This is a genomic window from Acinetobacter sp. YH12208, assembly GCF_013418055.1.
Classification (GTDB): Bacteria; Pseudomonadota; Gammaproteobacteria; order Pseudomonadales; family Moraxellaceae; genus Acinetobacter; species Acinetobacter pseudolwoffii.
In genome coordinates this window covers 171,959-194,680 of record NZ_VPCT01000005.1, presented here as the reverse complement: position 1 = coordinate 194,680, position 22,722 = coordinate 171,959, and the positions used below count along the sequence as shown (strand labels likewise).

22 protein-coding genes and 1 pseudogene are annotated in these 22,722 nt (G+C 44.0%); 7 read left to right on the top strand and 16 right to left on the bottom strand.

What is annotated here, in order from left to right; genetic code table 11:
* Nucleotide 1: 1 nt before the first annotated feature.
* The 5 genes from FTU95_RS07280 to FTU95_RS07260 form a co-directional block, all read right to left on the bottom strand.
* A complete protein-coding gene (locus tag FTU95_RS07280) occupies nt 2-838 on the bottom strand; it encodes a hypothetical protein (RefSeq protein WP_179999623.1) in 837 nt (278 codons plus the stop codon).
* Nucleotides 835-1,614 carry a uroporphyrinogen-III synthase gene (locus FTU95_RS07275; RefSeq protein WP_180050161.1) on the bottom strand — a complete coding sequence of 260 codons (780 nt, stop codon included), beginning with the start codon at nt 1,612-1,614 and terminating at the stop codon, nt 835-837. The genes FTU95_RS07280 and FTU95_RS07275 overlap by 4 nt, the downstream gene beginning before the upstream one ends.
* On the bottom strand, nt 1,614-2,537 hold the full coding sequence (gene hemC / locus FTU95_RS07270) for a hydroxymethylbilane synthase (RefSeq protein ID WP_005095241.1): 924 nt from the start codon (nt 2,535-2,537) through the stop codon (nt 1,614-1,616). Before hemC ends, FTU95_RS07275 begins: the two co-directional genes overlap by 1 nt.
* A gap of 107 nt (nt 2,538-2,644) precedes the next feature.
* Nucleotides 2,645-3,385, bottom strand: a complete 741-nt coding sequence (locus FTU95_RS07265; RefSeq protein WP_005095238.1) for a LytTR family DNA-binding domain-containing protein — start codon at nt 3,383-3,385, stop codon at nt 2,645-2,647.
* A 69-nt stretch (nt 3,386-3,454) separates the two neighbouring features.
* The gene (locus FTU95_RS07260) at nt 3,455-4,609 is read right to left on the bottom strand and encodes a sensor histidine kinase (RefSeq protein ID WP_159138353.1); all 1,155 of its coding nucleotides are present in this window, start codon (nt 4,607-4,609) and stop codon (nt 3,455-3,457) included.
* On the opposite strand from FTU95_RS07260, the gene argH reads away from it, so the two are divergent.
* Nucleotides 4,600-6,030, top strand: coding sequence for an argininosuccinate lyase (gene argH / locus FTU95_RS07255; protein ID WP_171294103.1), 1,431 nt, complete (start codon nt 4,600-4,602; stop codon nt 6,028-6,030). The two genes, FTU95_RS07260 and argH, sit on opposite strands and share 10 nt — an antisense overlap.
* Before the next feature lie 29 nt (nt 6,031-6,059).
* Nucleotides 6,060-6,329 carry an oxidative damage protection protein gene (locus tag FTU95_RS07250; RefSeq protein ID WP_005095230.1) on the top strand — a complete coding sequence of 90 codons (270 nt, stop codon included), beginning with the start codon at nt 6,060-6,062 and terminating at the stop codon, nt 6,327-6,329.
* 689 nt (nt 6,330-7,018) lie between these two features.
* Here the strand turns inward: FTU95_RS07250 and pgsA are convergent.
* The 3 genes from pgsA to uvrC all read right to left on the bottom strand — a co-directional run bounded on the left by pgsA (nt 7,019) and on the right by uvrC (nt 10,423).
* Entirely contained in the window at nt 7,019-7,606 is a 588-nt protein-coding gene (gene pgsA, locus FTU95_RS07245) for a CDP-diacylglycerol--glycerol-3-phosphate 3-phosphatidyltransferase (RefSeq protein WP_005095228.1), read from the bottom strand.
* Nucleotides 7,607-7,713: 107 nt separating this feature from the next.
* On the bottom strand, nt 7,714-8,508 hold the full coding sequence (locus tag FTU95_RS07240) for a thioesterase family protein (RefSeq protein ID WP_005095227.1): 795 nt from the start codon (nt 8,506-8,508) through the stop codon (nt 7,714-7,716).
* Nucleotides 8,509-8,623: 115 nt separating this feature from the next.
* Nucleotides 8,624-10,423 (bottom strand): excinuclease ABC subunit UvrC, encoded by a 1,800-nt coding sequence (gene uvrC, locus FTU95_RS07235; RefSeq protein WP_180078022.1) that lies wholly within the window; start codon nt 10,421-10,423, stop codon nt 8,624-8,626.
* A gap of 224 nt (nt 10,424-10,647) precedes the next feature.
* On the opposite strand from uvrC, the gene FTU95_RS07230 reads away from it, so the two are divergent.
* The gene (locus FTU95_RS07230; RefSeq protein ID WP_180078021.1) at nt 10,648-11,709 is read left to right on the top strand and encodes an AAA family ATPase; all 1,062 of its coding nucleotides are present in this window, start codon (nt 10,648-10,650) and stop codon (nt 11,707-11,709) included.
* Nucleotide 11,710: 1 nt separating this feature from the next.
* On the opposite strand, the gene FTU95_RS07225 is transcribed toward FTU95_RS07230, so the two are convergent.
* Nucleotides 11,711-12,139: a PH domain-containing protein gene (locus tag FTU95_RS07225; RefSeq protein ID WP_180078019.1), complete on the bottom strand. Its 429-nt coding sequence runs from the start codon at nt 12,137-12,139 to the stop codon at nt 11,711-11,713.
* Nucleotides 12,140-12,722: 583 nt separating this feature from the next.
* Between FTU95_RS07225 and fadB the strand changes: the two genes are divergently transcribed.
* The 3 genes from fadB (at nt 12,723) to FTU95_RS07210 (ending at nt 17,076) form a co-directional block, all read left to right on the top strand.
* Nucleotides 12,723-14,873, top strand: a complete 2,151-nt coding sequence (fadB, locus tag FTU95_RS07220; protein WP_005173108.1) for a fatty acid oxidation complex subunit alpha FadB — start codon at nt 12,723-12,725, stop codon at nt 14,871-14,873.
* A 12-nt stretch (nt 14,874-14,885) separates the two neighbouring features.
* Nucleotides 14,886-16,058, top strand: coding sequence for an acetyl-CoA C-acyltransferase FadA (gene fadA / locus FTU95_RS07215; protein WP_180078017.1), 1,173 nt, complete (start codon nt 14,886-14,888; stop codon nt 16,056-16,058).
* Between the two features lie 136 nt (nt 16,059-16,194).
* Entirely contained in the window at nt 16,195-17,076 is an 882-nt protein-coding gene (locus FTU95_RS07210; RefSeq protein ID WP_180038647.1) for a viperin family antiviral radical SAM protein, read from the top strand.
* A gap of 41 nt (nt 17,077-17,117) precedes the next feature.
* Here the strand turns inward: FTU95_RS07210 and FTU95_RS07205 are convergent, their stop codons facing one another.
* From FTU95_RS07205 to FTU95_RS07195, 3 genes and pseudogenes are all read right to left on the bottom strand, one after another.
* The gene (locus tag FTU95_RS07205) at nt 17,118-17,426 is read right to left on the bottom strand and encodes a hypothetical protein (RefSeq protein ID WP_180038648.1); all 309 of its coding nucleotides are present in this window, start codon (nt 17,424-17,426) and stop codon (nt 17,118-17,120) included.
* Nucleotides 17,417-17,881: a hypothetical protein gene (locus tag FTU95_RS07200; protein WP_180038649.1), complete on the bottom strand. Its 465-nt coding sequence runs from the start codon at nt 17,879-17,881 to the stop codon at nt 17,417-17,419. Before FTU95_RS07200 ends, FTU95_RS07205 begins: the two co-directional genes overlap by 10 nt.
* Nucleotides 17,882-17,937: 56 nt before the next feature.
* A pseudogene (locus tag FTU95_RS07195) lies at nt 17,938-18,966 on the bottom strand (transposase).
* Between the two features lie 198 nt (nt 18,967-19,164).
* On the opposite strand from FTU95_RS07195, the gene FTU95_RS07190 reads away from it, so the two are divergent.
* On the top strand, nt 19,165-19,590 hold the full coding sequence (locus tag FTU95_RS07190; RefSeq protein WP_180078015.1) for a hypothetical protein: 426 nt from the start codon (nt 19,165-19,167) through the stop codon (nt 19,588-19,590).
* Nucleotides 19,591-19,685: 95 nt separating this feature from the next.
* Here the strand turns inward: FTU95_RS07190 and tehB are convergent, their stop codons facing one another.
* The 4 genes from tehB to FTU95_RS07170 form a co-directional block, all read right to left on the bottom strand.
* Nucleotides 19,686-20,552, bottom strand: coding sequence for an SAM-dependent methyltransferase TehB (gene tehB, locus FTU95_RS07185; RefSeq protein ID WP_180078013.1), 867 nt, complete (start codon nt 20,550-20,552; stop codon nt 19,686-19,688).
* A 213-nt stretch (nt 20,553-20,765) separates the two neighbouring features.
* Entirely contained in the window at nt 20,766-21,038 is a 273-nt protein-coding gene (locus FTU95_RS07180) for a hypothetical protein (RefSeq protein ID WP_180078010.1), read from the bottom strand.
* 110 nt (nt 21,039-21,148) lie between these two features.
* The gene (locus FTU95_RS07175; RefSeq protein WP_180078008.1) at nt 21,149-21,898 is read right to left on the bottom strand and encodes a hypothetical protein; all 750 of its coding nucleotides are present in this window, start codon (nt 21,896-21,898) and stop codon (nt 21,149-21,151) included.
* A gap of 198 nt (nt 21,899-22,096) precedes the next feature.
* Complete coding sequence (locus FTU95_RS07170; RefSeq protein WP_005095202.1) at nt 22,097-22,600, bottom strand: hypothetical protein; 504 nt, start codon at nt 22,598-22,600, stop codon at nt 22,097-22,099.
* Nucleotides 22,601-22,722: the final 122 nt, after the last annotated feature.

Here is a 22,722-nt window from a genome sequence, read left to right as displayed (position 1 = left end):
ATTAGCCAACTAAGGTGCGTGTATTTAATAAAGGCGTTGGAGTGACCGGTGTGGCCTTGATTTGATGCAACTGCTGAATCCAGTACTGACTACGTGCATCCGGTAATTGCTCCAAGACATCAATCACCGCATTCAACGCTTGCTGAAAGGCGACAGATTGATCTTGCTGCAACGTATTTTGTGCAATGAGCAAGCGCAACTGAGCTTCTTTCAATACCAGATGCCGTTGCATTAATACGGTACTCGGCTGCTCTGCAGCTTCGATCTGAATCCAGCGCTGCCAGAAAGAGCGTTGAGTTTCCAAACTTTGAAGATGCGGAGCCTGAATTTCTTTTTCAATTTCAGCATCCATCTGCATCAATACTTCTTTTAATTTATTTTGCTGCACCAAGCGACTATTGACGAATTTTTTCAGCATGTCCTGATCTTTCGCAATTACTTGCTGCAGACTACTGACCAAGGCAGGCGCCAAAACATACTCATCCAACTCATTCTGCAGGTGGTTTAGTTTTTCAATGGCGGTGGCATATTGTTGCTGTTGCAGTGCAAATTCAATCAGATCCAGCTGCTGTTGTACGAGAGCAATATCATTCTGCATGTCAGCAGTTAGCACTGCAGCTGCTGCCTGAGCTGAGGGAGTGCCTGCATTTTGCTGCTGGGCGGTAAACTGGCGTTTTAATGCCACAAACTGATCATTGAGATTGGCATTTTGCTGCTGCAACTGTTTAACACCTTGATGAAGTCCAGTCTGCGCTGCATTGAGAACATAAAGGTCATAGCTGAGTTTGATGAGCCACACCACACTCAAAATGAAAAATACAATAAATAGTTTCTTCATGCGTTCCCTAGTATCAGTCTCATTTTTTGCAAGATCGTATTCGCCTCTAAATCATCAATTTGCACAAATTCAAACCCTGCCTGATGCTGTTGTTGATATTCCCCAAGAAGAGTGGCCAAACGCGGCCCCAAAACCAAATAACGGGCCTGATGCATTAAATCCGAATTATCCTGCATTAATGTCAGCCAGTTTAACCAGCTTGCTTCACTGCTGATTAGCACGGCAAAGCGCTGCTGCGTCTCAAGCAATGCCAGGTTTTCTGCCAAAATCATTGCTGTGCTTGCGGGGCATTGCCGCCGATATAAAATAAAATTCAAAATTTTGATATTATTTGCGCGCAGATGATCCATCATAAATTGACGGCCGCCTTCTCCGCGCCAGAAGGCCACAGCTGAGCCAGCAGGCAGTTGCCTTAACACGGGTAATTGCAACATGCCTTCCGAAGTTTCAAGTTCAGGCACATGACTTTGAATACCATAACCAGCCAGCGCCTGCTCAGTGGCTTTACCCACCGCCACCCATTGCACATCTGCCAAGCGCGATAAGATAATTTCCGCTTGCTGTAAATATTGCATGCCAATCTGGGCGGCAGTCGGACTGACCACCACAATGATTTTGGCCTGATCCAGCTGGCGATACAAGCGTAACAGCTCGTCGGAATAAGGCTGTGCATGCAATTCCAGCAAAGGCAATTCTAGTACAGAAATCTGCGCTGCCTGTAACTGCTGAGTCAAACCCGCAGCACGCTCACTCGGACGGGTATTAATCAGTAACATCAGTTTGAATAAAGTGCTTTCAGCAACTCGCCTGCACCTTGATCGAGTAAATTTTTGGCCAATTCCACCCCTAACTGTTCAGCTTCTGCAATTTTTCCAGTGTGCTGTGCACGCAGCAAAACCGTTCCATCAACACTGCCAACGCGACCTTCGATTGAAATCACATCATTCTGGAGCGTGGCATAGCCGGCAATCGGCACCTGACATCCGCCTTCCAGATAGGCATTAAAGGCACGCTCAGCACGCACGCAGGCATCCGTTTCTGCATGTAATAATGGCTGAATCAAGTCCAGTACCGCCTGATCATGGGTACGGCATTCCAGCCCCAGTGCACCTTGACCTACGGCCGGTAGACTGATTTCAGGAGTCAGAGTATGACGAATTCGTTCTGCCAGTCCCAAACGTTTCAAACCGGCACTGGCCAGAATAATCGCATCATACTGACCGGCATCCAGCTTGGACAAACGTGTACCGACATTACCGCGCAAATCAATGATTTCGAGATCAGGACGCTGTTTTAAAATCTGGGTTTTACGGCGCAAACTGGAAGTGCCCACTTTGGCGCCCTGTGGCAATTCATCAAAGCTGGCATAGGTATTCGAGACAAAGGCATCCAGTGGATCTTCACGCTCACAGATCACCGCAAGGCTCAGCCCTTCCGGCAATGCCATCGGTACATCCTTCATGGAATGTACGGCCAGATCGGCACGGCCATCGAGTAAAGCAGCTTCTAATTCTTTTACAAATAGACCTTTACCACCAATTTTGGCCAGCGGCGTATCTAGGATTTTATCGCCCTGTGTAACAAAAGTGACTAACTCGACCTGCAAACCAGCGTGCAAATCTTGTAGGCGCGCACGGATATGTTCCGCTTGCCAAAGCGCAAGTGGACTTTGTCGAGTTGCAATTTTTAGGGTCTTCATAAATTTCAATAACAGTAAATGAGAACAATAGTCTAAACTTAACCTGCTCACTTTAAAATGCAAGTGAATTTATACAAGTTTCAACTGAATGCTCTCATTGATTCCTGCTATAGCTTTTGAATCCGATCCCTTAAAAATGGCAAATGTCGCCGACTGACCGCTAAACGGTCGTCCAGCTCACGACAACGCACCTGATACTGACCTGAACTGACCACTTCCAGACCATCCAGATAATTCACCGAGATCAAGGCATTACGATGAATACGGATAAACTGGTTCCCAAACTCCTGCTCTAGCTCCTTTAAGGTTTCATCAATCAGTACACTGCCGTTTTTATGACGTACAGTGACATATTTCTGATCCGCCAGAAAATAATAGATATTTTCAACTGGCACCAATTCGACACCACGATAGGTCTTTGCCGCAATCTGCTGGCGGCTGATATTGATTTCGTCCATATTTTCTTTTTGTTTTAGTTGGCTCATCTGAGCTTGGGTAAGTTTAGTTAAGTGCTCCAAAACCTGTGCCAATTCCTGTTGCATCACGGGTTTAAGCAAGTAGCCTTCGGCATTTGATTTAAATGCATCCAGCGCATGTTGGTCATAGGCCGTACAAAAGATAATTGCCGGCATCGGGTCCAGCTGACGCAAATACTGCGCACAAGCAAGGCCATTCATTTCAGGCATTTGAATATCTAATAGTATGACATCGGGTTCGTATTGGTGAGCCAGATCAATCGCTTGACGACCATGACTTGCAGTCGCCACCACATCATGCCCCAGCTGAGAGACTAAACGTGATAATCGCTCGACAGCCAAAGGCTCATCATCACAAATCAGGATGTCCATTGCTCCTCCTTACCCAGTTAACATGATCAAATACATGATAAAGCTAACTGCGATTTCTTTGATTTATTTTTATTTATATTGATATCGCACTACCGTCGTAAACATCCCTTCGCCGGCAAAGGTTTGAAAGGTCATACTGGGTCCGTAATAAGCTTGCAGACGCTGTCTGACATTTTCTATTGCAATACCATGCCCCTTTTTTAAAGTTTTATTATCCTGCGTATAAGGGTTAGTAATGATGATATTAATTTGATTTTGCAATATTTCAACCAATATGCTTATCGTACTCTTTGTGAGAATTTTTTCAACTCCATGGAAAATACTATTTTCTAACAAGGGTTGTAAAGTTAATAATGGGATTTGTACTTGTGAGTATAAGTCTTTGTTTTCTAACTTCCATTCGATTTGCAGGCGTTCACCCAAACGGATCTGCTCAATCTCCAGATAGCGCTGGCACAGATCAATTTCCTCTTGCAGACTGACCAGTTTCAATTCCTGAAAACTGGCACGAAATAAGCGGGACAGATTCAGCAGCATCTGTTCGGCTTTATCTGGATCGATGCTGATCAGGCTAATCACACTGTTCATACTATTGAACAGAAAATGCGGTTGAATCCGCGCTTGCATGGCCTGAATCCGGGCATTCAGTTCACTATGCTGTTGCTGTTCCCATTGTTCACGCAAATACAGATAGCGAAAACAAAACATACCGAGCAAAACACCCAAACTGAGATGCAACCCGACCTGATCCAGGGCAATTGCCAGGTTTAAGCCCTGAAAATTAAAATTCATTCCAAAATGTATCACAACATTCAGACTGATGGTGGTCAGCACCACAATGGCCTGTAGTAGCAAAAAACCGGAAATGAGCGCCAGCTTAATCCCCATATGCTGAAAGGCCTGATGGAATAATTCCACCAGTGCTGCAAAACATAACAGTACCCAGTTGATATACAGCATATATTGCAGCAGATGCATCGCATTTAAAGCTTGCCACGACTGTGCTTCTGCGAGCGCTAGAATCATGGCCAGAATATTGCCGCCGACAAACAGTTCCAGCAAATAGCGAAGATTGCCAATCTGGCTAAAAAAATAGGAACTTTGTGTTTGCCTGTTTATCGATGCGAAAGATTGAGCAGATGTGACTTCGGCAATAGGCTTTGAATTTGTTATACTCTTTTTCGTTCTACTGCTTTTAATCTGATTGAGCCGACATGACCACATCTTCTAATTCCTCTAATCCATCACAAGCCCAGACTTCGGGTATGTGGGGTGGTCGTTTCTCTGAAGCGACTGATGCTTTTGTTGCTGAATTTACAGCATCTGTTCAATTTGACCAACGTTTTTATAAACAGGATATTGCAGGCTCGATTGCCCATGCAACCATGCTGGCCAAAGTAGGCGTACTGACGGCACAGGAACGCGATGACATCATCGAAGGTCTGACTGCCATTCAAGCCGATATTGAAGCAGGTAAGTTCGAATGGCGCATTGACCTAGAAGATGTGCACATGAACATTGAGTCGCGCCTGACTCAACGTATTGGCATCACAGGCAAGAAATTACACACTGGCCGTAGCCGTAATGATCAGGTCGCAACTGACATTCGTCTTTATGTACGTGATGAAATTGATGCGATTTTAAAATTACTCGAAAAATTACAAAAAGGTATTTTAAGCTTGGCGGCTAAAAATACCGATACCATCATGCCGGGCTTCACCCATTTACAAACCGCTCAGCCGGTGACTTTTGGTCACCACTTAATGGCCTGGTTTGAAATGCTGGTACGCGACTCTGAGCGTCTGATTGATTGCCGTAAACGTGTCAACCGTATGCCACTGGGTTCGGCTGCACTTGCAGGAACCACCTACCCGATTGAGCGTGCTTACACCGCTGAGCTGTTAGGTTTTGAAGCCGTTGCTGAAAACTCTTTAGACGCAGTATCGGATCGTGACTTTGCAATTGAATTTAATGCCGCTGCATCGTTAATTATGATGCACTTGTCTCGTATGTCCGAAGAACTGATTCTATGGACTTCAGCGCAGTTCAAATTCGTGAATATTCCGGATCGTTTCTGTACGGGCTCTTCAATCATGCCACAGAAGAAAAACCCGGATGTGCCTGAACTGGTACGTGGTAAAACCGGCCGTGTCTATGGCGACCTGATGAGCCTGCTGACCCTGATGAAAGGCCAGCCGCTGGCGTACAATAAAGACAATCAGGAAGACAAAGAACCCTTGTTTGATGCGATCGATACGGTACGTGGTTCATTGATGGCATTTGCCGACATGATTCCTGCACTGGTTCCAAACATTGCTGAAATGCGCGAAGCAGCGCTACGTGGTTTCTCTACTGCGACTGATCTGGCAGATTACCTGGTGAAAAATGGCGTTGCATTCCGTGATGCGCACGAAATTGTCGGTAAAGCTGTAGCACTGGGTGTTGCAGAGTCGAAAGATTTGTCTGAGCTGACACTTGAGCAACTTCAACAGTTCTCTGACCTGATTCAGGCCGATGTATTTGAAAAAGCGTTAACACTTGAAGCATCTGTGAATGCACGTAACCATATTGGTGGAACTGCACCTGCGCAAGTCGAAGCTGCTATTGCCCGTGCTTATACTCGCTTAGAAAATCTTTACGCTTAACTTTTTTAGCTTAAATTCGGAGTATTGATATGTCTCGACAAGTATTTTGCCGTAAGTATCAACAAGAAATGGAAGGCCTGGACTTTGCACCCTTCCCAGGTCCCAAGGGTCAGGAACTGTTTGACCATGTGTCTAAACAGGCTTGGCAGGAATGGCTCAAACACCAGACTACGCTGATTAATGAAAAGCGTTTAAACGTATTTGAACCGGACGCGAAAAAGTTTCTAGAAGAACAACGTGAAAAGTTCTTTAGCAATGACGAAACTTTGGAAAAAGCTGAAGGGCTAAAGCCTGAGTAATGTTTAGAGCGCTGCTCTAAACATTACTCAAGACAAGCGAAGCGCGTAGTTTCGAATGTGATAAAGGGGTCTGAAAAGGCTCCTTTTTAGTATCTCTAATACTGCTCCACCCGAACGCAAGACAAGCAGCTATACTGCGCGTAGGCTTTAATCTAAAAGAGTCTCTTTTTTGAGGCTCTTTTTCATTTCTGAAATTATAAATCTTTCTTTCCAATAGCGCTTTCGAATTTCAAGAACAGAGCAACAGCAGCAAGCTAAGTTATTGATGTCTTGAATTCAGGGTTTTGATTGGGCGGCGGCCGGTATTCTGTACTTTTTAGACAAAAGCTGAAAGATTAAAAAGCATTTTCACCTACCCTACCCACTGCCAATAGTCAGCCACTATCCTGCTGAAAAACATTCATATTTGTATCAAAATTATAGATTGTAAATCCTACATACAGACCGATCACAAAACACAACAATCTGCTACAAGAAGTCATATGATTTTGTAAAATGGTCTCTCTATAATGAGCTCTAAGAAGATGAGATATCTTTGAATAACTATAACAATAAGCAACAAATACCCCGATTTCATCCCAGTTCTTCCCCCAAAGGCTGGGTATTTTTTTGCCTGTGATTTATCAAATTTTGATAATTTCGGAGCATAAAAAAAGCCCCTTTCAAGGAGCTTATTTTTTTAATTTTGCTTAAGGCTGTTTCAAATAGGGCCAAGCCGCTTTCAGATAAATAAACATCGACCATAAAGTCAGGATGACTGCTGTGTACAACAAGGCATAGGCCAGCATTTCCAGTGGTGGCCAGTTCAGCAAAAACACGGTAATCGCAATCATCTGAAAAGCCGTTTTGTACTTACCCACGGTTGATACTGCAACATTGGTTCGTGCACCCAGTTCTGCCATCCATTCACGTAATGCTGAAACAGTAATTTCACGTGAAATAATCACAATCGCAGCAAAAGCCATCGACATTGAAGGTTGCCATTGCACCAATACAATCAGCGCAGCTGCGACCATCAATTTATCTGCGACCGGATCGAGAAAACGGCCAAAAGCAGAGGTCTGGTTTAAAGTTCGAGCCAGATAGCCATCAAACCAGTCCGTCACAGCAGCCACTACAAAAATCGTGGTCAAAATAATATGCCGTGTCATGTCGGAATGGTTGGCTTCAAAGCCCATTGCAGGCGGCCAGTAAGCCACCAATAAAAATACCGGAATAAGAGCGATACGCGCCAAGGTCAAGATATTTGGAATATTCAGGATACGACCTGTAGTCATAGACACCGCCAATTGTTCCCCTCATGTACGATGAAAATGCACACTTTTTTAGAGGTTTGATCCATCATTAATAGGCTTCACTTTATACGAATTGGCTGTCAGTGTCACTAGGCAAACACCGTCACTGTTTGTCTTGCCATCGCAATCAGGCGATTTTCTGCATCCCAGAGATAGGCATGCTCGGTTGCATAACCATCCGCAGCATGATCCGTAAATACTTTATATTTAAACCAATCATGCAGTTGATGCTGAAGCGGATGCACATAGGTCACGCTCCAGGTCAGACTACTCGCGGGTGCCATACTTTTAAACATGGGCAGTACACCAGGTGGCCAGATGTCGAAAATTGCCATCAGGTCAGCGATCAGGAATTCACGATTGCTATGCTTTTCAGGATGAAAACGGCACCAGCCGCCAAAGTCCGGACGTGAGCTGGCACTACAAGGCAGATTGACGTCCGCCCAGGCGATTTCAAAATGGTCATAACATTCTGGCAGGCCATAACCCGCAGGAATCTGCAACAGCTGCTCTGGTGCAGCATAGTCAGGTGCCTGTTCTTCTTGCTGCACCTGAATTTCCGAGTCACGCGAGATACCAAAACTGGCAATCAGAATACTTTGTACTACCTCGTCTTGCCATAGACGTACTTCGATGGTAGTGACCGACTTACCTTCCCGCAAAATTTCAGCACTCAGTCGCACTTTCGCCTGTTGGATCGGCCCAACAAAGGTGACGCTGCAACTGAGCAGATGTTTGGCCGGATCATTGATCTGAATAACCGCTTTTTGCATCATCATTGCTGCAGCCAGACCACCATACAGGGTGCGCCCCTGTAACCATCCTGATGGAAATTCCACCCATTCCTGTTCGGAAATTTGTGCATAAAGCGCCTGCAAAGACATGTTGATCCCTCAGTGAGTCTTGATCCTCAGTATATTGAGTCAAGCTTGCTCTGCTGTGAATGATCAATGACCCGTGCGTCAATGTGCTCTTTTGCCCTTGCATTGGGCTTGATAATTATTCATGCAGCACTTTATAGATCATCCGCGCCATGACTGAACCCAATCCCGGCACCAGTTGCAGATCTCTTTCTGAGGCTTTCAGTACGCCCTGAATCCCGCCAAAATGGGTCAACAGGTCACGACGGCGTTTTGGCCCAAGGCCCGGAATGACTTCTAATACCGATGAACCGCGTTTTTTATCGCGTTTGGCGCGGTGCTTGGTAATCGCAAAGCGATGCGCTTCATCCCGCACCTGCTGAATCAAATGGAGTGCCTTATGATCTTCTGGCAACTGAATCTTGCGACCATCGGTAAAGTGCAGGGTTTCCAGACCGGGTTTACGCCCCTCGCCTTTGGACACACCGACCATAAAGGCCTCCAGCCCTAGTTCCTGCATCACTTCCATCGCCATATGCAGTTGCCCTTTCCCACCATCAATCAGGAGTAAATCTGGCAGCATGGCTTTTTTATAACGACGGGTCAAAGCCTGACGCATGGCGGCATAGTCATCGCCCGCCTGAATGTCATGGATGGAAAACTGACGATAATCACGTTTACGTACCCCACCACTATCAAAGACCACACAAGACGCGATAGTGTCTTCGCCCATGGTATGCGAAATATCAAAACATTCGATCCGATCCACCGGGCGGCCGACCACCTGTTCCAGCTGATGGAAACGTTCATTCAGTTCAAAATGATTGGCCAGCTTGCCCTGAATCGCATGCTGTACATTCATTTGTGCCAGTTCCAGCCATTCCGCGCGGGTTTCGCGAACCTTGGACTTGATCTGGATTTTTTTATCAAAATGCTGCGACAAGGCAGCTTCCAGTTCCTGGCGATCGGCCACTTCGACATTGACAATCAGCTCGGCCGGAATTTCATCCGCCACCTGAAAATAGAAATTGGCAATAAAATCGGCCAGCATCTGCCCCAGATCATCACTGAGCATATCCGGGAAATAACTTTTGCCACCGAGCATTTTACCGTTGCGCACATGCATGATCTGCACACAGGTCACTCCGGCCTGATAAGCAATCGACAAAATATCGGCTTCGCCTTTGAGCTTATAAATCGCCTGCTGTGACTGCACATCTCTTAACAGTGCCATCCGGTCGCGATAGAACACGGCCTTTTCAAATTCCAGGGCTTCGGCTGCCGCTTCCATTTTTGCGATCAGTTCCTGATTCAGCTCCTTGGTATCGCCCTGCAAAAAGCGAATCGAGTTATCCACATCTGCTTTGTAGTCTTCCGGAGAGATAAATCCGACACAGGGCGCAGAACAGCGCTTGATCTGGTATTGCAGACAAGGACGGGTCCGGTTGGCAAAAAAGCTATTTTCACAGGAACGCACATTAAACAGTTTTTGCAGCACCACCAAGGTATCCCTGGCGGTATAGGCACTTGGATAAGGCCCAAAAAACTTGCCGACCTGATGCTTGCCCTTGCCGCGCCCACTGGCCAGTCGTGGATAAGGTTTATCTGCGGAAACAAAGATATAGACATAAGATTTATCATCGCGCAGCATGATGTTATACGGCGGATGATGCAGCTTGATCAGGTTCTGTTCCAGCAACAAGGCTTCGGTTTCAGAGCGCACCACCAAGGTCTGAATATCATAAATCCGCGCCACCAAGGCCTGGGTTTTGGGATGATCCAGCGTTTTGACAAAATAGCTGGAGACCCGGTTTTTTAGATTTTTGGCTTTCCCCACATACAACAGTTCGCCGTCTTTGCCATACATCCGGTAGACCCCGGGCAGGCTGGTCATATTGGCCAGAATTTTCTCGATATGAGGACGTGCGTTTTCGTTCACCTAAAGCCTATTTTTTACATGCAATCTGCAGATATATGTGATGATTATTCGGTTATTTTCAAGCGAAAACACAAAATTCCCCTCAACTTGACACCCAATTTAAAACTATAGCTCAGCCATCTTTGCAATCTATAGCTTTCTGCGCATGATCTGATTGCTAAAAGCTCTAAATTTCAACCTTTAACTTTGCTATGCTCGAAGGGTCTAGTTTTGAGATTATTCGCATGACCATGCAGCAATCGGGCATCCATATTGTTCAACCATCCAGCTCCACCCATCACCCCTCTGAGCGTGATCGCCGGATTGGCAAACCGCGTTTTCATTTCGAGCCGAATCACGTGATGCAATTGCTGCGTGAACGGATGATTGGACAGGATGCCGCACTGAATGAAATTGAAAAAATGCTGCATGTGGTCAAGGCCGATTTCTCCAGTCCGGAGCGTCCACTCTCGGTCACCTTGATGCTCGGCCCAACCGGCGTGGGTAAAACTGAAACCGTGCGTCTGATTGCCGAAGCGATTTATGGTCATCCGGATGCTTTCTGCCGGATTGACATGAACACTCTGGCACAGGAACATTATGCCGCGGCACTCACCGGTGCGCCGCCAGGTTATGTCGGTTCTAAAGAAGGTCATAGCCTGTTTGATGAAACGGCGATTGCCGGCAGTCATACCCGTCCCGGCATTATGTTGTTTGATGAACTGGAAAAAGCCAGTAACGAAGTGATTCGTGGTTTGATGAATGTGCTGGATACTGGCAGATTGACCCTGACAGCTGGAACCAAAACTATTGATTTTCGTAACTGCATGATCTTTATGACCAGTAATGTCGGCGCACAGGCAGCACAGCAATATCTGGAAAAACTCAGCTACCTGCCACAGCAAATGCAGGCGCTGTGCCTGAAACATGTACCCACCCAGCGCATTATTGAAAAAGTCATGCAGCGTAAATTCGATCCTGAATTTCTAAACCGGATTGACCGCAGCCTGCATTATCAGGCGGTACAGCATGATGCCCTGCCGCGTCTGGTCGAAATTGAACTGGAAAAACTCAATAAACGCCTGCAACATCAAAACCGACAAGTACATTTATCGGATGCAGCCAAAGCCTATTTTTATCAAGGGCATGATATTCGTTACGGCGCCCGGCATTTGGGCCGCAAGCTGCGTACCGAACTGGAACCGGTTCTGGCGCTGTATTTTTTAAGCCAGCCCGAGCAGTTCAGTCTGCATCTGGACTGTGTCGATGGACAATTTGTGGTTCTGCCTGAGCAAGCAAAAGCTTAAATCATGCAGACTCAATATCCGGTTTATTTGCTTGAATCGCTTGTCTAAAAGTGGTCGGATCTTTAGGTGAAACCAATACAAATTTCTGCACGCCGTCTTCCCTATAGTCAATCCGCAGACGCTTTAAGGACAAGGCCGGTGCAATAATGGAATGATCTGTCGGCTGAATGGACTGGATGGCGCTCAACGGAATCTGCCAGCTCAACCACACGCTTTTAATGCTCAGCACTCCATTTTCCACCATATAGCGCGTACTCCACAGCGGCCACCACAGAATAATAATGGTCAGAATGTAGATAGCGGTGTGCAGTGGATATTGCTGCAGGGTGCCTTTGGCCTGCATGGTCAGCAGCAGTTGCAGTAACAGGCCACTCATACAGATCAGAAAAGCGACCAGCCACCAGTCTTTTTTGGAACGAAATACCTGCATCGAGATCCCCATATCTATGTGCCTGATCATCATAAACAATTCTGTGCCAGATGACAGAGGTCATATCCAACAGAAGCACGCTTATTTCAGGCCTAGCATCAACATAGGCATGTTGGGGCTGAAATCCTCAGAAAACCCTCGACTAAAACAATCAACTACAGTTTTATTGCGGCTGATCCGAAAATATCTATACATGCCTGCACGCCCTGTACTGAGCGAGATTCAGCCCTGATTTCCCTTGTTCCACAGGCCGATAATTGACTGAATTGACCAAATAGCAGCAAAGCCTGCCCTTGAATATTGTCCACCCTGCTCCATATCAATCAGGCTAATCGATAAAAAATAATGAATTGAAACAGAATCTTTAGTTCAGGCTGTGGTCAAAAACGGCAACAAAAATACAGCGCAGATGGAATCGATTCGGCAAAAATTGATGACCCTTGCGTCACGGCTTGATACAACTTGTTATGTTCTTTTTGGATATAGTTATCGTAAGATTAGCGAAGTCTAAAAGTGCGCGGGATATGCGCATTTGCTTCACAACATCAACTTAGAAGTCCTCCAAAATAAAGGAGATCAGGGCATGATCCACGCTGGCAATGCCATTACCGTCCAAATGCTAGAGGACGGGATTGCAGAATTCCGCTTTGACTTACAAGGTGAGTCCGTTAACAAATTCAACCGTGCAACGATTGAAGATTTCAAGGCTGCTATTGAAGCCGTCTCCCATGCCGATATTCAAGGTCTTATTGTCACTTCAGGCAAATCTACATTTATTGTCGGTGCCGATATCACAGAATTCGGCGATAACTTTGCTCAGGGTGAACAAGCGATTGTTGACTGGGCGATGCCGGTACATGAAATTTTCAACAGCTTCGAAGATCTCGACATTCCTAAAGTGGCGGCCATTAATGGTATGGCACTGGGTGGTGGTTTTGAAATGTGTCTGGTGTGTGACTACCGTGTCATGTCAGAACAGGCGCAAGTCGGTCTGCCTGAAATCAAGCTGGGCATTTTCCCGGGCTTCGGTGGTACAGTGCGTTTAAGCCGTCTGATCGGTATCGACAATGCTGTAGAATGGATGGCCATGGCCAACCCGAAAAAGCCTGCTGCTGCACTAAAAGACGGTGCTGTAGATGCGGTGGTTGCTGCTGACAAACTTAAAGATGCTGCACTTGATCTGGTCAAACAGGCGATTCATGGCCGTTTAGACTGGAGAACCAAGCGTCAGGAAAAACTGGATCCGGTTAAACTCAGCCCGATCGAACAGATGATGGCGTTTAATTCATCGAAAGGCATGGTTCTGGCCAAGGCCAATCCGGCTCAATATCCGGCGCCAAAATTACTGCTTGATTCATTACAGGCCGGTGCAAGCTTGCATCGTGATGACGCGTTAAAAGTTGAAGCTGAAGGCTTTGCCAAAGCTGCAGTTACGCCACAAGCAGGTGCATTGATCGGTTTGTTCCTGAACGACCAGATCGTGAAAAAAACCTCGAAGCGCTACGAAAAAGGTGCGCATCCGGTGAACCAGGCGGCGGTACTTGGCGCTGGGATCATGGGTGGTGGTATTGCTTATCAGGCGGCGAGCAAAGGCACACCAATCATCATGAAAGATATTGGTAATCCACAGCTTGCATTGGGTATGTCTGAAGCGAACAAACTGTTGACCAAACAGGTTGAACGCAAAAAAATGACACCAGCGAAAATGGGTGAAACGCTTGCACGTATCCGTCCGACTTTAAGCCTGGAAGAGTTTAAAGAAGTGGATATCGTGATTGAAGCGGTAACTGAAAACCCTAAAATCAAAGCTGCTGTACTTGCTGATACTGAAAAATCAGTACGTGAGAACACCATCATTGCTTCAAATACGTCTACGATTTCGATCACGCGTCTGGCTGAAAGCCTGCAACGTCCTGAGAACTTCGTGGGGATGCACTTCTTTAACCCGGTACATATGATGCCTTTGGTTGAAGTGATCCGTGGCGCGAAGACCTCTGACGAAGCCATTGCAACGACTGTGGTACTTGCTCAGAAAATGGGTAAAACACCAATCGTGGTGAATGACTGCCCGGGCTTCCTGGTCAACCGCGTATTGTTCCCTTACTTCGGTGCATTTGACCTATTGCTTAAAGATGGTGCTGATTTCCAGCAAATCGATAAAGTGATGGAAAAATTCGGCTGGCCGATGGGCCCTGCTTACCTGATGGACGTTGTCGGTATTGATACTGGCGTGCATGGTGCAGAAGTGATGGCTGAAGGCTTCCCGGATCGTATGAAACCGGACTTCAAAGGTTCGATTCAAACCATGTATGAGAACAAACGTCTGGGTCAAAAGAACGACGTGGGTTTCTACAAGTATGAACTTGACCGTAAAGGCAAAAAAGCCAAAGTGGTTGATCCAACTGCATATGAGCTTGTGGCCTCTGTTGCAACTGTGGAAAAACGTGAATTTGACGCTCAGGAAATCATTGACCGTATGATGCTGGCTTTCTGTAACGAAACGGTTCGTTGCCTGGAAGACAACATTGTCGCGACTGCTTCTGAAGCAGATATGGCAATGATCATGGGTGTCGGTTTCCCTCCATTCCGTGGTGGTCCATGCCGTTACATCGATCAAACCGGTGTAGCTGAGTATGTTGCGCTTTGCAATAAGTATGCGCACCTTGGTAAAGCTTATGAAGCGCCAGAAATGTTGCGTGAAATGGCTGCTAACAACAAAAAATTCTACGGTTAAGGAGCAACGTGAATGGCTACTTTAAATCCACGTGACGTTGTCATCGTCGATGGCGTACGTTCAGCAATGGGTAAAACCAAAAACGGTATGTTCCGCAATGTACGTGCGGACGGCCTGTCTGCTGAACTTGTCCGTGCCCTGATGGTACGTAACGAATTCGACCCGAATGAAGTTGAAGACGTGATCTGGGGCTGTGTCAACCAGACTCTGGAACAAGGGATGAACATTGCCCGTAATATCGCATTACTGGCAGACTTGCCGAAAACTGTGGCTGGTCAAACCGTGAACCGTTTGTGTGGTTCGTCTATGCAGGCGATTCATACTGCGGCTGCGCAAATTGCCACCAATCAGGGTGATATCTTCATCATTGGTGGTGTCGAGCACATGGGTCACGTTGGCATGATGCACGGTATCGACCTGAACCCGGAAGCGTCTAAGCATTATGCCAAAGCGTCCAACATGATGGGCTTGACTGCGGAAATGCTGGGTCGCATGAATGGCATTAGCCGTGAGGAACAGGATGCCTTTGGTGTGGAATCACATCGTCGTGCCTGGGCTGCGACTGAAAATGGTCTGTTCCAGAACGAGATTGTGGGCATTGAAGGTCACAACGCTGATGGTTATAAAGTTCTATGTGATATCGATGAAGTGATCCGTCCGGATGCCAACATCGAATCATTCCGTGCTTTACGTCCAGTGTTCGATCCGAAAGGCGGTACAGTGACTGCGGCAACCTCTTCAGCCTTGTCTGATGGTGCTTCTGCAATGTTGCTCATGTCTTATGAGCGTGCACAAGCCTTAGGTCTTAAGCCACGTGCCGTGATCCGCTCTATGGCAGTTGCAGGTTGTGATGCTGCGATCATGGGTTACGGCCCGGTTCCGGCAACGCAAAAAGCCTTGAAACGTGCTGGCCTTGCGATTTCTGATATTCAAACTTTTGAATTGAACGAAGCCTTTGCTGCACAAGGTCTGTCTGTTCTTAAGGGCTTAGGCATTTATGACAAGCAAGACATCGTGAACCATAACGGTGGTGCGATTGCGTTGGGTCACCCACTCGGTTGTTCTGGTGCGCGTATTACCACGTCTCTGCTTAACGTGATGGAACAGCAAGATACGCAAATTGGTCTTGCGACCATGTGTATTGGTTTGGGTCAAGGTATTGCGACCATTATCGAACGTGTTTAATTCTTAAATACTGAAATAAAAATAAACCCCGCTTAGTGCGGGGTTTTTTGTCCCTTGTTTGTCCCCGAAAATGCGCCGACTAAATACTAGTATTAATTAAAGGAATCACCTGACTACACTTAACTCTGAGAGAAAAATGACAAATTTAGTTGTTAATTGGCACATTACTGAAGCATGTAACTACAAATGTTTTTATTGTTTTGCAAAATGGCAAAAAAATGAGAATAAAGAAATTATTCATAATAATGAAAAAATCATACAATTAGTTAAAGAAATATCGCTACTACCAATGATTGTAAATCAAAATAAAGGAACTAACTTTACTGGAATACGCCTTAACTTAGTTGGTGGAGAAACTTTTCTTTATAAGAAAAAAATTCTAGAAATAATTAAAGAAGCAAAAAAATATCATTTTGAATTATCAGCTATTACCAATGGTAGTTTATTAGATGGTGAATTAATAGAAATGATTGGAAATGAATTTTCATCTATTGGATTTAGCATTGACTCACTCAATTCAAATACCAACAAAGAAATAGGAAGAGTTGTAAAAAACACTCCAATGAATATCAATGAACTTCTAAAGAACATCCAACTAATAAGAGTAATAAACCCAAATATAGAAATTAAAATAAACACTGTTATTAATGAATTAAATAAGTTAGAAGACTTTAATTTATTTATCAAAAACGCCTCCCCAACTAAATGGAAAATTTTTAAAATGCTCCCAATATTAACCAAAGAAAACTCCATCAACAATGAAGACTTCTATGAGTTTATAAATAGACACAGCAAGTTTAAAAAAATTATTTTTTCAGAAAATAATGATGAAATGACTCAATCTTACTTAATGATTGACCCTCTAGGTCGCTTTTTTCAAAATAATGAACTATCTCATGGTTACGATTACAGCCACAATATTTTACAAATAGGAGGAGAGGCTGCAATAAAGCAAATTAAATTCAATATTCATAAATTTGCTAAGAGATCCAATTTAATTCCTTCTATTTCTCAATAAAGCCAAGTAATAAAAGTAAGAGATTTTTTTAAATCTCTTACTTACTCATGTCTATTTCTAATAAATTTAGTTACCTTTAAATCAAAAATTTTCATTTCCCTATTAGTATTATTCTTTTCCCAAAGCTTATACTCTAAAAAAAAGTTATATTTTTTAAAGACATCCTCTTTGTTTAATGAAATTGCACCAGCTTTTGCACGTTGTACTTCTTTTTTTAATTTTTCATAAAAAGAATTATCCCCATTAGAAAATTCATCGCTAAACATCTTTAATTTTCCCTCATAGCACATGTCTAATAAATCTAAAAATCTTAATATATGTTCATTCTGTTGATTTTGTTTTAACGACATTCTTTATTGCTCTCATTCACAATAGCGTCACGTAACCTTCCCCATTTAGGATAATCCGTCCTTTCAACAATATATGTCACAAGGCATGTACATATTTTAGCAATCTTTTCAGAAGACCAGTTTTTCTCTAATTGTGAGTAATTGGCTTTACAATTTCTGTCAAAAGCTTCAATTTGCCAATCTTCCCAACTTGTACTCAACTCAGAGTAGGTAATTTCAGATGGTTTAAGTTTTTCCTGTATTTGATCAATACCAAATCCTCCTAACACTCCAATAAAAATCGAAGCAACTAAAAGGGGAATTACTTTAGAGCCCTTTTTTTCTCTATTAATAACCAATAAATCATTTCTACAAGTACCGCATTTATAAACACCTTGACGGCCTATTTCAACGACCCTATTTGTTGAATTACATTTGCTACATATCAAATAGCCATTTGTTTCTAACTCGCTCAAACCAACCCTCTAGTAATTCTATGTTTTTTTTATAATTATATAGGACTTACGCACTATTATTTATAGATTCTCTGTGGTAGCAGATGATTTTTATCGAGAATAAAGTCATCAATGAAGTTTTTGATAACTGGTCTAAATAATTTCTTCTGCCAACGATATACATTTTCAAAGATCCGCTCAAACTGGTTCTTTTGTATCTCAACGTAGGCCATCAAGGCTGAAAAAATATGATTCAAAATCAGTTTAGATCGTCTTACTTGAAACTTTTCAATATGACAAACCTGTTTAATCACCCGGTGATATTGCTCTATTTTCCAATGACTTGAATGTAATTCATGAAAACCCTCAAAGGACAATAAATCATCTTCATCTTGATGCACAATATAAAACCTCTGCTGTTCTTTTAACTGAGTCTTAAATAATTGTACAAAGCCAAAATCTTTGAGCCAGACCACTTGACCCTGATGGAAATCTGGCAATAAACGCAGTTGAAACCATTGTCCTTTTTCTGGGGAAACCTTACGGTTACAGTCGATACCAAACATAAATCGAATACCATATTTTCTTATGGTTTTTAGATTTCCAGTCGATGAATACCAACTATCACCTGTAATAAATTGAATCTTTGCACCTCAACTGAGTACTTCACTTAACATATCCATAAAGTAATCATTCTTGGTTTTACTTTCAGATTTGTCATAAATTCGGAAATTAATTGGAATATTTTGACCATTTTGATCTGTCGCATACAAGGTAATGAGATTAATACCCTTGACGGATCGGTGGTGTTTGCCTGACCAAAAATAGCTAACCAAGTCCATATGTTGACTATATGGTTTATCTAAAACAGTATCATCAATACTGACTATAAGTTTATTATTATCAATATGTTGAATTGATTCTTGATATAGGTCGTGAGGTGTGTAGTCTTCACGCTCTAGAAAGCGATTTACACTATCATGCGAGATATTATAAGTCTCGGCAAGTTGTGTGCAGCTAATAGAGTTCGGTTCTGTCATGAGAAAGCCCATATAAATGGGTAATGTACAAGTTGCTGTAGAAGCATGTTTAATTCGTCTGATCACAGATACTTTATAAAGTATTTTAATACTTTTTTGAATCCGTCAATGCGTAAGTCCTATTATAGTTATTTAAGAATCAAAATGTTATCCCTTTGTAATTTTAGTTGAAAAATCAACCAATAAAATCCTATTTATGAAGCACTTAAATTTTATAAATGTATGATCAAGCCTCTTTTTTCCTATTTCCTTAAAAGGGTTTATATGAACATGCTTAAAACAATGCTTGCGACTGCAATCGTAGCAACTTCTGCATCTGCAATGGCAACTGAAGCTCAAGTAGCACCTGCTGCTACAACCACTACAGTTCAAACTGTTGCTACAGAAGCGGTTGCGCCTGTGCAAGCAAAAGTTGAAGCTGCTCAAGCCACTGCTACAGATGCAAAACAAGTAACTGAAGCGAAAGTTGAAACAGTAAAAGCTGAAACAACTGCTCAAGTAGAAACTGCACAAGCAACCGCAGAACAACAAGTTGAAGCTGCAAAAACAGAAGTAGCAGAAGCAAAAGACTCAACTGTTGAAACTGCTGCTGAAGTAAAAGACGCGACTGCTGAGAAAGCCGAAGCTGCTCAAGCAGACGTAAAAGCTGAGAAAAAAGGCTGGTTCTCTTGGTTCAAAAAAGCTGCTTAAGATTTTTTGAGCATAAAAAAGATGTCATTACGACATCTTTTTTTGTTTTGAACACTCTCATTTTAATTCAAGAGTTTAACAGCAGCTCAAAGCACTTATTCGACCTTTTGCGCTAACATGGTCGCAAAATGCTGTTTAATCCGTTGGCCTTGTGCATCCACCCGATGCAGCTCACCAATATCTTCATTGTATTTCACAATCTTCCAGTCCTCATAATAAGCTCGTAACTCGCTCGGCTTAAAGCTAAATGGAAAATCGGGCTGTACCGGAATCTCTGGTGTATCCATGGCACAGACAATCAGATTATAGCCACCCGGCACGGTGGCCTGCTGCATCTGCGCAATCAAGGGTGCAATGGTTTTGGCCTCGAGGAACATCATCACCACGGTGCAGTAAATGAAGTCATACTGGCCTGTAATACTGGTATCTGTGTTGAGATCACGGCGCTGGATCTGCACGTGATCAATGTGCTCCGTCTGCACAATCTGTCTTAAGGTCTGCAAACTGTTTTCATTGACATCCCAGGCTTCGACATTAAAACCATTCTGACTTAAATACAGTGCATTACGTCCTGTACCGCAACCGACGTCCAGCGCACGGCCACCCTTTAAATAGGGCATGGCCGCCAGCACTTCAGAATGGGTAGGATTCAACTGATATTTTTTGATGAAGTAATCTTCAGGCCGGCAATAAAAACGCAGCTGGCATTCGACATCCTCGCTGGCAGAAACAATCTTGTGCCAAGCCTCAGGTTCAATAAATGGCGGTTGCTGTTCTGGTGTAAATACATGTTCAGATTGCACCACACCGGATGCTTCCAGCATGGCAAAACGCAGCTCGCCTTTAAGTAGCGTCAGTTTGGCCCAAGTCCCTGCTTTGGTATTGTGCTGATTCTTGAAGCCCTGAGGAATACTCTTTTCTGTCCAGACCGGAAGTTGCTTATAACAAATCAGTTCTTGCATCAATATCGCCCTCCATCTCATGCATGCGCCGCCTGTCATGCTTATAGCGACGGTTTTATTCATTTCAGCATAGCTGGTTCAGGCCGGAATTGGAATCAGCGCTTATTTACGCTGTGCCAATACAGCAGCAAGATGCAGACCAAATCTGGAAAATAAAAAAGCTGCCTCGATCGACAGCTTGGGTTTAGCCAGAGAATGAATAGGGTGACTGGATTAATGCAGCAGTTCCGACTTCAGCCAGTTGATGTATTTATCCTGATCCATAAAATCCGGTGCGCTCCCCAGATCCAGACTGAAATATTGCTGATTAAACTGAATCACAATCTGTTCGGTATAGTGCCAGTCCTCGATCAGCTTGAAATATTGATTCAAGAAAAATCGGCTCCTGCCCTCATTATTCAGACTTTGTAATTTTGGACATGTTTTATTTGCGACAAACTCACCGTACACCTGCTGAATATCAGCAAAAACCTGAATTGTTTGCATGACTCACCTGCTTAAATGTTATGTCGTGATCTGTGCGACACATTCAATTTAAGCACTAAGTTTGAACAGCAGATGACAGTCATGTGGCAATCCTGTGATCGCCTACAGGATTATAACTTGTTTTCAACCGCTTTCTGGTTTGCTGTCGCAATCTGTTGCATCTGTTTATTCAGATTTAATATTTCTTTATACAGCGCATTAAACTCTTTCACTGCTTTATCTTCATAAAACATGAAAGTTTTATTTTTCTTTTGCCATTTATGCTTTTTCAATACGGCAAATAAGGCATCTGCCTTGGCCAGACTTTGTTTCTCAATCTCAAAGATCGCATGGGCATTACTTTGCTGTTGATCGGCTTGCAGGTTCGCGGTCAGCTGCTGGCGATAACGGTTTTTAATATCCAGTTGCTGTGCCTTATTGATCAGCTCGGCATCACGCTGCTGAATTTGCTGCTGATAGCTGTTCACAATTTGATGCACTTGCTTGAGCATGGCTTCGGTTTCTTTATAGTCTTGTGCCTGATCCTTGGCCAGACGGTCAATATCCAGAAAATTCTGCCAGTTGGCCGCTTTCAGGTCGCGTAGATACTGATTGCGCTCCTCGGCACTGTCCCGTAGTTGACCCAGCATAAATTCGGCCATGATGGCATAGTCCCCATCCAGACGATCATCCTCAAGCTCAAGCTGAATCGGTTTAGACCAGTCCTGTGCTTGCCTTACAATGCTCTGGGTTTTTTCTTCCAGCACGGTTTCATACTCGAGCAACTCGGCCTGATGTTTTTGCTGGACAGAATTTTGATAAAACAGTCCAATAAAAATTGCCAGTGTCACAGCGGCTACAATCATAAAAACACGCGGCATGTACACGCTCCAGCTCTGTCGGTCAGATCTTATTGATAATACACACTATGCTTATTTTTTAGACACAATTCAAGAGATTTGGTTTGACCGCTCATATGGCATGCTCAGGCAAGAATCATCGTGCCCGGAAAGTAATTTAATCCAAAATCTTCTGCTGGCTGATCCTGCAGACCCAAGCCTTCAGGCTGTCAACAACGATTATCTGGAATCAAATGGCAAGCTCAGGCTGAGTCGATTTGGGTCAAATTGTTCACGTACGATTTGCACGTTGGTGGCATCCCGGTTAATACCAAAGGGTTGCAGCAAGACATACACACCATTTCTTGGGTCTGAAGACTGTAAACCCTGTGCTATTGCCAGTACATATTCACGAAATACCACAGGCAGACTATCCAGATCGGGGGCGACCGGCGACCGCATTACATCAATATTCGCAGCAATGTCGCCATCTACGCTATAGGCCTGAATATCACGTTCGATTTTCATCAGACGCATTTGCAGGGCCTTAAGTTGGCTGTTCTGTTCCTGATAAGGCATCATTTTTTCAGTCACGGCGCGCAGTTCCGGTTCGGCCATGACAGTGAGTGTCGGCAATACCACCGGATCAGACACAGTGGCAGGTGCAGCATGGCTGAATATCGGCAGTGTAAAGGCAGCACAGGCCGTGATCAGGCCCAGTATGCTCGGCTTTAGGAGATTCATGATTTAGCCCTCATTTGGACAATAGGAAAGCTTCAGATTGAAAGCTTACAAGTAATACAAGCGCCTATTGTTAAGTTTGATAAACGGTCAATCATGAATAAACAGGATAAAAAAATAGAAAA

What these genes read in the sequence shown, in the direction of transcription:
- pgsA (WP_005095228.1), bottom strand. Translation starts at nt 7,606, where the DNA reads ATGACTACAGGTCGTATCCTGAATATTCCAAATATCTTGACCTTGGCG.
- fadB (WP_005173108.1), top strand. Translation starts at nt 12,723, where the DNA reads ATGATCCACGCTGGCAATGCCATTACCGTCCAAATGCTAGAGGACGGG.
- tehB (WP_180078013.1), bottom strand. Translation starts at nt 20,552, where the DNA reads ATGCAAGAACTGATTTGTTATAAGCAACTTCCGGTCTGGACAGAAAAG.
- FTU95_RS07190 (WP_180078015.1), top strand. Translation starts at nt 19,165, where the DNA reads ATGAACATGCTTAAAACAATGCTTGCGACTGCAATCGTAGCAACTTCT.
- FTU95_RS07250 (WP_005095230.1), top strand. Translation starts at nt 6,060, where the DNA reads ATGTCTCGACAAGTATTTTGCCGTAAGTATCAACAAGAAATGGAAGGC.
- FTU95_RS07260 (WP_159138353.1), bottom strand. Translation starts at nt 4,609, where the DNA reads ATGTGGTCATGTCGGCTCAATCAGATTAAAAGCAGTAGAACGAAAAAG.
- hemC (WP_005095241.1), bottom strand. Translation starts at nt 2,537, where the DNA reads ATGAAGACCCTAAAAATTGCAACTCGACAAAGTCCACTTGCGCTTTGG.
- argH (WP_171294103.1), top strand. Translation starts at nt 4,600, where the DNA reads ATGACCACATCTTCTAATTCCTCTAATCCATCACAAGCCCAGACTTCG.
- fadA (WP_180078017.1), top strand. Translation starts at nt 14,886, where the DNA reads ATGGCTACTTTAAATCCACGTGACGTTGTCATCGTCGATGGCGTACGT.
- FTU95_RS07265 (WP_005095238.1), bottom strand. Translation starts at nt 3,385, where the DNA reads ATGGACATCCTGATTTGTGATGATGAGCCTTTGGCTGTCGAGCGATTA.
- FTU95_RS07280 (WP_179999623.1), bottom strand. Translation starts at nt 838, where the DNA reads ATGAAGAAACTATTTATTGTATTTTTCATTTTGAGTGTGGTGTGGCTC.
- FTU95_RS07225 (WP_180078019.1), bottom strand. Translation starts at nt 12,139, where the DNA reads ATGCAGGTATTTCGTTCCAAAAAAGACTGGTGGCTGGTCGCTTTTCTG.
- FTU95_RS07180 (WP_180078010.1), bottom strand. Translation starts at nt 21,038, where the DNA reads ATGCAAACAATTCAGGTTTTTGCTGATATTCAGCAGGTGTACGGTGAG.
- FTU95_RS07230 (WP_180078021.1), top strand. Translation starts at nt 10,648, where the DNA reads ATGACCATGCAGCAATCGGGCATCCATATTGTTCAACCATCCAGCTCC.
- FTU95_RS07240 (WP_005095227.1), bottom strand. Translation starts at nt 8,508, where the DNA reads ATGTCTTTGCAGGCGCTTTATGCACAAATTTCCGAACAGGAATGGGTG.
- FTU95_RS07175 (WP_180078008.1), bottom strand. Translation starts at nt 21,898, where the DNA reads ATGCCGCGTGTTTTTATGATTGTAGCCGCTGTGACACTGGCAATTTTT.
- FTU95_RS07205 (WP_180038648.1), bottom strand. Translation starts at nt 17,426, where the DNA reads ATGTCGTTAAAACAAAATCAACAGAATGAACATATATTAAGATTTTTA.
- FTU95_RS07275 (WP_180050161.1), bottom strand. Translation starts at nt 1,614, where the DNA reads ATGTTACTGATTAATACCCGTCCGAGTGAGCGTGCTGCGGGTTTGACT.
- FTU95_RS07170 (WP_005095202.1), bottom strand. Translation starts at nt 22,600, where the DNA reads ATGAATCTCCTAAAGCCGAGCATACTGGGCCTGATCACGGCCTGTGCT.
- FTU95_RS07210 (WP_180038647.1), top strand. Translation starts at nt 16,195, where the DNA reads ATGACAAATTTAGTTGTTAATTGGCACATTACTGAAGCATGTAACTAC.